General features: G+C 39.1%; 10 protein-coding genes. 2 read left to right on the top strand and 8 right to left on the bottom strand.

All coding sequences use genetic code 11. The annotated features are described in order from the left end of the window. Positions 1-137: 137 nt before the first annotated feature. Complete coding sequence (locus GQR87_RS16440; RefSeq protein ID WP_158973061.1) at positions 138-815, bottom strand: HAD family phosphatase; 678 nt, start codon at positions 813-815, stop codon at positions 138-140. A gap of 212 nt (positions 816-1,027) precedes the next feature. Here GQR87_RS16440 and GQR87_RS16435 point away from each other — a divergent pair, with 212 nt between their 5' ends. Next, complete coding sequence (locus GQR87_RS16435; protein WP_158971187.1) at positions 1,028-2,830, top strand: arylsulfatase; 1,803 nt, start codon at positions 1,028-1,030, stop codon at positions 2,828-2,830. Between the two features lie 181 nt (positions 2,831-3,011). Here GQR87_RS16435 and GQR87_RS16430 read toward each other — a convergent pair whose 3' ends face one another. The 5 genes from GQR87_RS16430 to GQR87_RS16410 form a co-directional block, all read right to left on the bottom strand. Then, positions 3,012-3,434: a hypothetical protein gene (locus GQR87_RS16430; protein ID WP_158971185.1), complete on the bottom strand. Its 423-nt coding sequence runs from the start codon at positions 3,432-3,434 to the stop codon at positions 3,012-3,014. A gap of 311 nt (positions 3,435-3,745) precedes the next feature. Further along, the gene (locus GQR87_RS16425) at positions 3,746-4,192 is read right to left on the bottom strand and encodes an adenylyltransferase/cytidyltransferase family protein (protein WP_158971183.1); all 447 of its coding nucleotides are present in this window, start codon (positions 4,190-4,192) and stop codon (positions 3,746-3,748) included. A 54-nt stretch (positions 4,193-4,246) separates the two neighbouring features. Next, positions 4,247-4,900, bottom strand: coding sequence for a phosphatidylcholine/phosphatidylserine synthase (locus GQR87_RS16420; RefSeq protein ID WP_158971181.1), 654 nt, complete (start codon positions 4,898-4,900; stop codon positions 4,247-4,249). Between the two features lie 425 nt (positions 4,901-5,325). Then, positions 5,326-5,913 (bottom strand): hypothetical protein, encoded by a 588-nt coding sequence (locus GQR87_RS16415; RefSeq protein WP_158971179.1) that lies wholly within the window; start codon positions 5,911-5,913, stop codon positions 5,326-5,328. 3 nt (positions 5,914-5,916) lie between these two features. After that, positions 5,917-8,796: a hypothetical protein gene (locus GQR87_RS16410; RefSeq protein ID WP_158971177.1), complete on the bottom strand. Its 2,880-nt coding sequence runs from the start codon at positions 8,794-8,796 to the stop codon at positions 5,917-5,919. Between the two features lie 353 nt (positions 8,797-9,149). On the opposite strand from GQR87_RS16410, the gene GQR87_RS16405 reads away from it, so the two are divergent. Beyond that, positions 9,150-9,764 (top strand): response regulator transcription factor, encoded by a 615-nt coding sequence (locus GQR87_RS16405; protein WP_158971175.1) that lies wholly within the window; start codon positions 9,150-9,152, stop codon positions 9,762-9,764. Positions 9,765-9,775: 11 nt separating this feature from the next. Here GQR87_RS16405 and GQR87_RS16400 read toward each other — a convergent pair whose 3' ends face one another. Both GQR87_RS16400 and GQR87_RS16395 read right to left on the bottom strand, forming a co-directional pair. Next, positions 9,776-11,521 carry a hybrid sensor histidine kinase/response regulator gene (locus GQR87_RS16400; protein WP_158971173.1) on the bottom strand — a complete coding sequence of 582 codons (1,746 nt, stop codon included), beginning with the start codon at positions 11,519-11,521 and terminating at the stop codon, positions 9,776-9,778. Between the two features lie 445 nt (positions 11,522-11,966). Beyond that, positions 11,967-12,521: a hypothetical protein gene (locus GQR87_RS16395; RefSeq protein ID WP_158971171.1), complete on the bottom strand. Its 555-nt coding sequence runs from the start codon at positions 12,519-12,521 to the stop codon at positions 11,967-11,969. Positions 12,522-12,550: the final 29 nt, after the last annotated feature.

The raw sequence follows: 12,550 nt of genomic DNA, 5'->3' as shown, positions 1-12,550 counted from the left end.
TCTCTAGATAATTTTTTTTGATCTAGGTAAGTTGTTTTTGGCTATTCCATAGTCCCAGTTACTAACTACCTCATTTTGCCGTATTCAGCTTAGTCTGCTCCATTCTGCAATATACTGCTCTTCTATGCCTTTATAATCTATGCCTTTATAATCTCTGCCTGTAGCCATTCTTGTAAACTTGCATAACGGGATGAGGCTAATGAAAAATCGTGATTTTGGGAATGCGGGGTAGGTATGGCAACACAGGGTATGCCTGCAGAAATCGCCGCTTGCATACCGTGTTGCGTGTCTTCAATTGCTACACATTGCTGTGGGGTTTTGCCAAGGTGTTGCGCTGCTTTTAAGTAACAATCTGGTGCGGGTTTGCTATTTTGCACATCTTCTACCGCAACAATACACGAAATATAAGGTGTTAATTGGTAGGTTTCTAAGGTTTTATATACCGAGGTTTTGCTGCCTGCCGTGACTATCCCTAAGGTAAATCCAGCGTTGAACGCCGCTATTATCGCTTCTTTTGCATAGGGCATTAATGGAAAAGCTTGCTGTTGTAAGTAGTTGATAACAGAATCGAGCTTTTGTTTTTCTAGCACGCTAGGCGATACCGATAAATTAAAATGAGACACCACATCTAGAGCATTTTGTTTGGTGGGAACCCCCGCCATCACATCGCTATAAAACTCTTCATCGATCGTGACTCCATAAAAGTTTGCCACCTTTTGCCACAATTCATAATGCACACGTTCAGAATTAACCAGTGTGCCATCGTGGTCAAATAATAAGGTGTTGGTGTCTTGATTTACCGCAACTTGATGCATCAATAGGTCTCCCGATTACACTGCCATGATAAGCCTAACATTTGCTCTCCTCCTAAGCTAAATGAGAATAATTAGTTAATATTACTAAATATTTTAGGTTTGATGAAACAGTCTGGCTTTTGATGACGATAATAAGTGTTGATGTTAATAAATTGTAATTGAATAACTTGATGAGTACTTATCTAAATATAACTGAGGCAGTTGCTAATAATATGAAACGAATACTGAATTGTGTATGTTCTATTCTGGTTTTGAGCGTAACGGGGAACCTTTACGCAAATGAGCAAATGGCGCAGCCTTTGGCGAGTCTTACTAAACCGAATATCGTCTTTGTGATTACCGATGATCAAGGCTACGGAGATATGGCGAATCGAGGAAATCCAATCATCAAAACACCGCAGTTAGATCGTATTCATGATGAATCTGTGCGTTTTACCAATTACCATGTTTCTACTACCTGCGCTCCGAGTCGTGCTTCTTTGATGACAGGCCGACACAGTAATCGTGTCAATGCTTTTCATACAATTAGCGGTCGCTCTATACTGTGGGAAGATGAACGCTTGCTGCCTCAAGTGTTAGCTGAGAATGGCTACACCAATGGTCTTTTCGGTAAATGGCATCTAGGTGATAATTACCCTTTTCGCCCTGAAGATCGTGGTTTTCACGAGGTGGTACGGCATGCTGCTGGTGGTATAACTCAAGGCCCAGATTATTGGCGTAATGATTACTTCGACGATACCTATTGGCATAACGGAGAATTGCAAAGCTACAAAGGTTATGCCACTGATGTTTTTTTCGATGAGGCTATAGCGTTTATCGAACACAATAAAGACAACCCCTTCTTTGCCTACATTTCTACTAATGCCCCACACGCGCCTTACAATGTTCCAGAAGAATATTACAACCTCTACAAAGATGTACCTAATCTAGCAGATCGTTTCAAACGTTTTTACGGAATGATCACCAATATCGACGACAATGTGAAACGCTTAGAGGATAAATTAAAAAGCTTAGGTTTGCGCGACAATACCATTTTCATTTTCACCACCGACAATGGTACAGCGGGTGGTAACAAAGTCTTCGACGGCGGACTGCGTGGCAGTAAAGGTAGTCAATACGAAGGTGGCCACCGCGTACCATTTTTTGTGCGCTGGCCTGCAGGCGCTATCAATGGAGGTGTAGATGTCGATCGTTTAGTGTCACATTATGATATTTTGCCAACCTTTGTTGATCTTTTGGGCTTAAAGTTTACCCCCACTAAGCCTCTGGACGGTATTAGCTTTGCACCGCTACTTAACGACAAGGATGGCAAATGGCCAAATCGTATTCTGTTTATGGATACGCAACGGGGTCAAAACTTAGTTAAGTACCAAAAGTATGCCGTTATGGATCAAGATTGGCGTCTAGTCGATGGTGTTGAGTTATATAATGTCACTAAAGATTTAGCGCAGACAGAAAATGTGATTTCTGAGCATCCCGAAGTGGCTGCACGTTTAGCCGAAGGTTATGAACGCTGGTGGCAGTCTATTAAAAATGACCACCCGAATGAGCGTTATGCTTATATCAAGGTGGGTTCTGCTTATGAGAATCCCAGCCGTATTTCTTCTCATGATATGCTGACTGGTAAACATTTGCATGTTTGGCACCAGTATGGAGCCGCCAATGCGTCTCAGGGCACGGGCCGCTGGAAAATTGAGTTTCTTGAGGATGCTCAATACAAAATCAGTCTCCGACGATTTCCGCCCGAAAGCGGTTTGGCAATTAATGCTACGTTTCCTCAGCAAGAAAGGCGAATCGAGTTAGACAGAGTGTTCCCGGCGAGTGTAAAGGACGATTTTACTTCTGCTTACCTTTACGTTGCTGGGATCAATGGCAGTCAAAGGATAGCCGCTGGACAAGAGCAGGTAGACTTCACCAGTTTCGTTCCTGCAGGGCGTTACGATATGGAAGCTCAGTTGATCGACAAAGATGGACGAGTGTATCCAGCGTATTACGTCTATATTGAAAAACTGTAACATAACTGAAAAGAGGCAAGTTAGTTGGAATGAGACTGGTACTGGAACTGTTAAATTTAGTCCCAACTTCACGCTACTAATACCTGCCTCATTCTGTTTTGTAGTCTTTACTCGTAGCTAGAATCTCGAAACTAGCAGCTATTTACTGCACCTATCTCCTAGCTACTTTTTTAGTTTGCTTTTATTGAAAAGTGATTGGGATTGTAAAACTTATCTGTTCTCCCGCCTCATCTCCACTACCAGGGCCTGGATCGTTATGGATGATCAGCATTCCATTTACACTATCTTTCGCATTAAATATTAATTCGGTAGAAAATAGCACGGGTTTACTTGTCATCCAATCTGCTTGAGTCGTTAAAAAACCGCGTGCTAATTCAGTGCCCTTTTCATCAATAAGCTTTACAAAACCTAGTGAACCTTCACTGGCAAACCATATGCCTTGAGAGTTTACTTCAACTTTTGTTGGAGAAACCAATTTGTCATTTTTTTGAATATTCACAGTAGGTAGTTTGGCACCATGCATTGAGCTAATTGAATTGTAATTACAGGCTAGGCATATGAATATCAGAGAAAAAATAATTGTCATTACTTTTGAATTGGGCATGTTAAAGGTCATGATTTTAATTTTTTACCGTCTCTTTTGTTTGCGATGGTCAATTTTATTATTCTTTGCATTTTTAGCCAATGGATTCCTGCTAACAATATACAGGAATGAGGGGCTTTGAAGTCGGCCGATAATTTCGGTTATCGGCCAAGTTGAGGATCTAACAGATTCACATCTCAGCTTTTAACTGTTTTTTCTAACAACTATCTCCTATCTATTACTTAGCCTTTTCCTATGTGGTGAATTGCTTTTAGCGCTTTGCTGTCATCTTTATTCTCGTAGCTAGAATCTCGTATCTGCTTTTATGGCTGTTATCGCTGCCCAGCAACTAAAGCTGTTGGCCAATGATTACTTTGTGCCATCACATTTTGTTTTATGGTGGTTGATGATGTACGAGGGTTATACAGTACTTTTTCTATTTGTTTTCCTGCTAATTTTAGATATGACTCTACTGCTAAATTATGTGGTTGGTTACCCCAGTCTTCGCCAATAACGAAAATATCAGCATTGAGTTCTATACAGCCAGATACATACTCAAGCTCATCGTAAGGACGAACAATATCCACACAACTTAAGGCTTTTAGCATTTCCATTCTTTGCTCTAAAGGAATGACTGGCACATTGGGTTTGTAAGAATTCACTACACGATCAGAAGCTACGCCTACAGCGAGAGAGTTGCCAAGTGATCTACAGTACTCCAGTAAAGCAAGATGCCCTACATGAAGTAAATCAAAAGTACCTACAGTATATACAAGCATGTGTTATTGAACCCCTTTGAAATAATTATTAATGTCATGTGTTACAGCTTTTAGTTATGCAAGTTTCCATGCGTAAATTGCTGTAATTCCTAGGGTATAAAACGCTAGTAAATAAACGTTTCGTGGATTGCCAGAAAGTTTGGGTGTCTTGATCTGTGACACATTTAGAGCGGCCAGAGTCAATGCACTGACACAAAGAATGATTGAAAATGTTTCAATTGGAATGAAAGCTTCTAACAGGAAGATAAAGACTAATATCAGGCTGTTATTATCCAGTGCTAAGCCTGTGTATTTCGATGAGTCAGATAAACCGAATGTACTAAAATAACTTAAACGTATTGCACTGGCTGCGATCATTACGAAAGCTACAGGTAGTAATAATGGGTTAAATTCGGCAAAACTTAACAATAGAATAGCGGGAGCTACACCATAACTAACAATGTCTATTAATAAATCGAGTTGGCCACCAAAAATTCGGTCACTGCCTGTTCGTCCTTTCATTTTTCTTGCCACTAAACCATCGGCCCAATCAAAGGCAACAGCCCAGACCATGCCTATCATTGCGGCATAATAAACGCCGGTAATACTAAAATAGATGGCTAGAATAGTGCAGAATAATCCACTAAGAGAGCAAATATTAGGAAGATCTTTAACGTAAGATATAATCGATGGGGGTAACGCTTGAACTGTTTCATTGCTGGTGGTCATGTAGCTCCTAAAAGGAATAAGTAAAAATTAAAGACACACCTAAACTACGCAAAAAAATATCGCGTGCTTTTCATCGCTTCACTCAAAAGAGTAAAGTTAGGTTAAAAGTCAGATTGTTCTCAAAAAGAGTGAGGAACGCAAATAGTAGGTGCTGTAAATCTATCTTATTTACGCTAAGCAAATAAGAACGCAATAAGGAGGATAGAGGCGTGTGGCCAGTAGGCTCAATACATGGAAAGACCGGCGCACTATACGCTTTATTTAGTCTAGGGCACAGACCTTTAATTTTTATTTCTAGAGCAATGGGTATAACTACAGTGAACTGCAGCCTTGCAGTTGCGATTTGCAGCACTGTAACAAGCTGTGATTTTTGTCTTTAATCTCGCAGCTATTTACTGCTTCACACTTTTTATTCAGAACTCAGGTTATTTATGTTTACGGAGCTGGTTTAATAAAAAAGCTCTAGATGCACCCTTACCATTTTGAAAGGTATTAAGTGTTAAATAACTTGTATTCTTAGGTAAAACGAGTGTAATGGTTACCTGTGAAGCAATGTCTGGTTTAAGTTTCCATTGTGCACGTTGCTCTGCATGTAAAAATTTTGCCCCATCAATAGGCTTAAAGCTTACTCTAGCATCTTTAGTTTTAGCCCCTTCAAAACGTAAAGTCATGATGACTTGATCAGGTGAGTTGCCTGCCTTTAATTGATAATAAGTATCAATCATTGATACGCGCTTATTAAGAGCTGGTGCACCACCAAGCCATAAACCTTTTCGTTCACTAGACACTGTGGGGGCAAAATCAATGGCTTTACTTTTCACTTGTTTAGTCAGTGTCTCGCCTGATGACGAAGACTCCGATTTAACAGCTATTTGCAGAGCATCTTTGTCTGGATTTTCACATCCAAACAAAAATGCTGTTGAAAATATAGTCAAAAGAGCAATAGCACCACGACAATAGGTGTAAGCACACCTATTTTTATTGGTCTTTAAATGTGCTGACTGAGTCTGCATTTGCTAGTCTGCAGCCTTTGCCAATTGAACTTTATAGCCACACTGACTGCCATTAAGTACCATTTCAGGGTTACTAACATTTAGATTCAATGAATACTTAGTACCTGATTTAACATCAGCACCACCAAAGTATTCATCAGAATTTTCTCCGTTATATCCCCAAATTCTTACCTTGCTACCCGTTTCGTCTCGCATTTCAAAACCGATATTTTGGTCACTTATGGTTTCGCCGTACTTATCAATGCTTTGCAACAAAAGATTACCCGTATAGTTTGACGTAAAAGTAAATCGCTTACTCATACCCAGCCCATTTGAGCCATTTGCGCCTTGTAGATTTCTATTTAAACAAAAAGTAGGCGCGCTAGTCGTCAACAGTGGTGGTGTTTCATCGAATGTTGGCGTATCAATCGACTCAAGCTCCAGCTCAATATATAAGCGTTCTAAATCATCAGCACCAACAGCAGCGGTTTTCTTATTGTTTGCTGCGCTAATTGCTGGGTCTGCGGCTGTTCCTTCAGGCAACACACCATAGGGATCGCTTGATTTAATGTTAGCATCAGCCATCAAAGCTTGTACTTCACTAGTCACATCTGGGTTTGCTTTTAAATAATGGTGTAAGAAAGAAAATATAGTCGCTGAATGTATACTTGTTTTCATTTCGGTAAATGCATTAAAGAACTCGGTTAACCCTTTTCCGGGTAGCTTACCAATTCCATACATAAGGGTGATTATACTGGCTTCTGAATAGAATCCATTAACATACCCAGCTTCGTTTTTATCGGTTAAGTCGGTACAAAAGCCATCTAATTGGTTTTCACCTGATACGTCGCAATAGTATTGACTACCAGATAAAAGGCCACCAATTGCAGTACCATAACCTTCACCGTAAGCCAAACTTGCATCTTTATATTCGAGGTCGCCATGAGAATCCCCAGGGCTATCAGAATACGATAGCTGGTCTTGCAAATAATGACCAAATTCATGCCCTATAACACCTTGGTCGAATTCATCTGTATCTGAATCGGCTTTACCCAAAATGTATAAACCTGGCGCTAAACCTTGGCCAGAATAATGAGAAGTTCCAATTTGACCCGAAGCTTTATCTCCATCTGTACCAATATTTTTAGGTGACCAATAAATAACTAATGGTGGCATGTTGATATTAGGATTGATTTGCTCTAAGGCATCAGCCCCTGATTTCATCGCTCTTAAAATAGCAAAAGGTGCCGATTCTCTTTGCTCATCACTCAATGCTTGGCCGTTACTATCAAAGCCAATTTTAGCCACTAAATTATGCTCGTTATCTGAACCAGCTTCAGCATATGTTGTAAAGTAAGGCGTCGCTATTTGGTACATGGCTCTAGGCGAGCTAGTGCTAGTATTATCACGCACACTAAAATTATAATCAGGGCCAGTGTCATCCGTTTTTACTTTCTTTATTTCTGCCTTTGCTACCACTTTTAAACTCGTTGATTCGGGTACATTACCAAACTCATAGTAGCCATCAGGATAAGTGGTCGTAGATGCTATGACAGAATCAGACTCGTCAACCAGCTCTACGGTTACACCAGATATATTAAATATAGCTAAACTATCGCTGTAATAGTCATGGGCTGGGCTTGTACTTGGATCTATGGCAGGCGCTTCGCCTTTAATGGTTCCAAACACCCAACTTGAACCTGTTACTGCTTTTTGTTCGACACTGTAAGTACTCATTTTAGCGTCGGGAAATTTTTTGTATTGCTCTAATGCATAGTCCCAAGTACCAGGGTCAACTACCGTCATGGTGACTGTATTCTCTACCCTGTCATTGTCCATAACGACCAAATCAGATTCACCAATGGCTTGTTCAGGACATTCTGCATACATCAGTGTGTATTTAGAATCAGTATTAGTATCACTTAAGGTCTGTAGGTCGTAGGTTTTACATGCCTCTCCACCTAAGGTGACGCCGAGTTTTAAAGACATGTGAGTACCAACAAGCTCAAAAACAGAGGGAGAAAATGCGTCGATTGTGCTTAATGCCTGAAGATTATTACTGTCAGGATGGCTGGCATCGATATACTCTACCTGAGAGACTAAAGGTGCTTGTACAACATCATGAAAGAACTTATCTAAATCTTCATCACTGCCTAAATATGGGTCAATTCTTGGGTTGAAAAACATATTTTCTAGAGCATAAAAATACACGTCACGTATTTCATCATTGGTAAATAAACCGTTATTTGCCATGCCAACGAACAACTCTTGTATCACCTCTTCAGCGCTGTCAGCTTCAACATCAAGTTGGTACTGAGATAGCGCCGCTAGTACCAATCCATAGTTACCATTTTCAGAACCATCCATATAGTAAACATTTAAGTCTAGAGGCACCACTGTGGCCAAATCAACATCTTTTAGGCCAAAAGAAAAAGCAACATTTTCTAGTACATCAAAGTAAGTCTCTGGCGCTAATTGGTAATATTCAACTAATCGTGCGGCAAGTTCAGTCAATGGAGATACAGTGACGGTAAATTCAGAAGAGGTAATATCGACATACGAGCGCAAGAAATCAGCCGTTAATTCTTCACCCGTTGCTTCGTCAATGTAAGTACCGCCAGAACATTCAACTACTACCAATCCTGTATCGGCCGGCACGTCTTCAAAAATACCAACGCCTTCAGATGTAATGGCCGTATCAGCCACTTGAGTAAAATTGCTATTTGGGTCGAATAGCGCACATGAGCCTCCATCCACGGAAGCAAGTACATAGTTTACAGTTGCTTCTGTAGGATTTGAGCTATTATCACAAGCACTTAGAATTCCGGTTAAAATCAAAGTTGCTAAACACTTATATTTAAAAGTGCCTATCTTTGATCGATTAATATTTAGTTTATTGCGCATAACCAACTCCTTTGGTGAAAAATATTTAATGTAACTAGAAGTAAAAGATTATTACCCAATAAACATCTTTTTCACAAGTTAATTTTATTTTGGATTTATAATACAAAAGTCTAATAGCCAGTTTACAAGTGCAATAGAAAAAAACGGATAAAAATAACAAGGTCGACTGAATACTTTGTGAGGCATCTTGATGAAAAATTTCGTAACTGTTTTCTATGTATTCGCCTTTATGTTGTTCTTAGGATATCGGTTGGTGCAAATTGAGATTTAGACTAACATAATGAAAATTTATAATACTTATCGATTTGGCTCGATATTGTTGGTAAATGCTATTTTAGAGTTGGGGATATTAGTTGAAAATTCTTGTTGTAGACGATCACACCCTATTTCGCGAAGGCTTAGTTTACGTGTTTGATAAGCTTGAAGATGACACAACTGTTTTAGAGGCTAGTAGCTATGAAAATGCGGTGTCTTTGCTAAATGAAGATCCTGATATAGATTTAGTTTTATTAGATTTATGTATGCCTGATAAAGATGGTTTTAGTCTTTTAAGTTATTGTAGAAAACACTTTCCTCTTGTTACGGCTGTGGTGTTATCTGCATCGAAGCAACAAAGTGATTTAAATCGAGCGCTCGAAGGTGGCGCTTCAGGTTTTATTCCAAAAGATAGCTCTAGTAAAGAGATGTTAAATGCGCTGCGTTTAATTATGTTAGGTGAAATATACGTCCCTGCATCGATAGTTAAAGATTCAGTTCAGGATCAAGATACATCTGAGTCACTCACGCCAAGACAATATGAAGTGGTTGAAATGATGATGAAAGGATTATCGAACAAAAAAATAGCACTAGAAATGGGCATTGCCGAAGCCACCATTAAAATGCATATCACTGCTATTTTTAAGCGACTGGGTGTCAGTAATCGAACTGAAGCGGCAATTGCTGCACAAAAACTAGGGGCTTTTAAATAAGCAGTTATCGATTATTCGATACTTCTTAAAAATGATCTGAGTTTCATTGGCGGTACCGGTTTAAAAAGCACTTGGAAGTTGCTCTTTTTTATATCGATTAAGCGATCTTGCATCATGTCGCCGGTAATCAAAAGGGCAGGGATCTCTGCCTTAAAGTGTTGATGCAAGGCTTTAATCGCGTCCACCCCAGTCTTATTTTCTTTTAATCGATAGTCTGAAATGATCACATCTGGTTTTTGCCCCTGCGCTTCAAGCTGTTTCATTGCATCGTCAAGATCGAGTGCTGTGATTACCTGATATTTCCAAAGTGTTAGAATAGAGCTTAGTCCTTCGCGGATACTTTCTTCATCATCAATAATCAGTACAAGTTTATTTGTGGCTTGAATTTGTGGCTTTGTATTCTTTAATTTAATGACATCGTCATGTTTATTCAGCATCATTTCAGCTTGTGTGACAGCAATTGAAAATGTTGAGCCTTTGCCTACTGTGGAAGTGACCAAAATTTGATGCTCAAGTAAATCGGCGGTTCTTTTTACGATAGACAAACCCAGACCTAAACCTTTTTGTCGATCTCGTTCTGGATTATTGACTTGATAAAATTCTTCATAAATTTTTTCAAGAGTTTCTTGGTTCATGCCAATACCAGAGTCTTTTACTTGAATATACACGAGTCCTTCTTGCGCTTCGCAAGAAACCTCAACACGGCCATTTGAGGTGTATTTAAGGGCATTGGATAAATAGTTTCTGAGTATGCGTTCTAATAAATCGGGCTCACTATAAACCGCTGGATAAAATGTTGGCCAACTTAGTTTGATATCTTTTTCTTGTGCTTCTCTGGAGTATTCTTTAGACAATTTGTCAAAAATATCACTTAACACAAAGTTTCGTTTTTTCACTGTCACCACACCAGCATCAAGCTGAGAGATATCCAGTAATTTGTCAAAAAGGTTGGTCAGTGCGTCTACTGATGCGTTAATTTGTTCAACTACACGTTTCACCTTAGGGTACTTAATGGTTTCATCTAATACCGAAGTAAATAAGCCTAAGGCATACAGGGGTTGACGAAGATCGTGGCTAGCTGCCGCTAAAAACATAGATTTTGCTTTATTCGCCCGTTCGGCTTCTTCTTTTTGGGCTTTAAGCTGCTCTATCAAATTTAAGTTTTGAAAACGTAATGCCAAGCTTTCCTTAAAATTCTTATTAATTTTAAGGTTGAATAAGGTCAACACAAGTAAATACACCAGTGATACAAAGCCTAAAGTATTATGATATTTATCGCCAATTAAAAAATATTGCAGGGTGATCGACAGCATTATGGTGGGTACATAAGCAAAATATCCTGGCATGTAAATGCTAAAAGTAAATGCCGAGCCACCAGTCATAGCCATTAAAGCCATTAGTAGAAAAAGTTGATAATTTTGATCATCTACTGGGAAATATAAAAAACTGATAGTACCCCAAGTAATACCGGCAAATGCGCTACCTAATATTAGTGATAGTTGATAAGGCCGCAAATTATTCGGCTCAAAATTGTTTCTATACTTCAGATAAAATGCGCTTCGAATTGTCACCATCACCAGCAATAAAGACAAACAGGTATAAATCGAAGCGGCAGGTATCACATCCGAAAAGCCATATGAAAGCGCGCAACCCACCATTAAATTGATAAATAAAAGCACCGGAATAGAACCATGCATGATTTTAATTTGTTCAATGTGAATTTTGTCTTTGATGGATTGATCTTGAGTGAGAGGCAATTGAGTGACTTAAACAAGGAAGGATTAACCAAGCATATAAAAATAAATCTAATAGCACCACAGATAAAAAATACTTCATGGCGTAAATTTTTATTAGCGCTATGAATAACAAACGAGTACAGACTTATATCCTTGTTAGCATAAGCACATAAAATCAATGTGCTTATAAATTCTATATCAGCCCTCACTTTAGCACTCAGAAACACAAATATGACTAGTGTTATAGCATTCTAGTTAAATGGCTGGTCTTCAGCTGAACAGCAATGGGACAAAATTTTTGGTCGCTCAACTCGTGCACTACTAGGTGTTGGGGCGATAATTGACGAATGTGTATTAGGCATTTGTGTAAAAGCAGGGCTAGAGTTTGAATGCCCTATTTAAAAGCCGACCCTAATTGGATCGGCTAAACAGTATTAAATTTTTGTCAGGGCAACTGAGGTCACCCTTAATTTTGTGATTCTCCTTTTTTACGTAAACGCACTACAGCTAATAAACCTAGAGCAAGTAAGCCAAAAGTGGGTGGTACAGGTACGTCTTTGACAGCATCAATGACATTGACGTCGAATGAAATGTTAATGTCATCTACAGCTAAGAGGCTAAATAAACCACCGAAATTGGTATCATTCCCAAGTAAAGAAATGGTATCAGTGCCTACTGCATCAGCTGAAAAGGTCAAACTCGCCAGTTGTAGATTCCCTGTCACCACATCAAAAATGTCAAATAAACTGCCGTCTACATCGTTTATATTGTCAGGCACAAATGCAGGGTGAACGGTAGAGCTCAAAAATGAGACATTATTGGTTAGGCTTGTCAGGTCAAAACCAAAAGAAAATAGCTCATCTCCAGTTAAGTCTGCAAAGACATTGACTGTGAAGTTATCACCAACTGTCACTGTATTAGTGTAATCAAAGGTAATAACTGCAGCTGAAGCCGAAGAAAGCTGCAATAACAAGCCTAAGCTAGCAACGGCAATAGATAGTTTTTTGTAGAATTTTTTCATTTTGTATTTCTCATATTTTATGTAACAGA

It is taken from the genome of Paraglaciecola sp. L3A3, from assembly GCF_009796765.1.
GTDB lineage: Bacteria > Pseudomonadota > Gammaproteobacteria > Enterobacterales > Alteromonadaceae > Paraglaciecola.
This window is presented reverse-complemented; position numbering and strand designations above follow the sequence as displayed.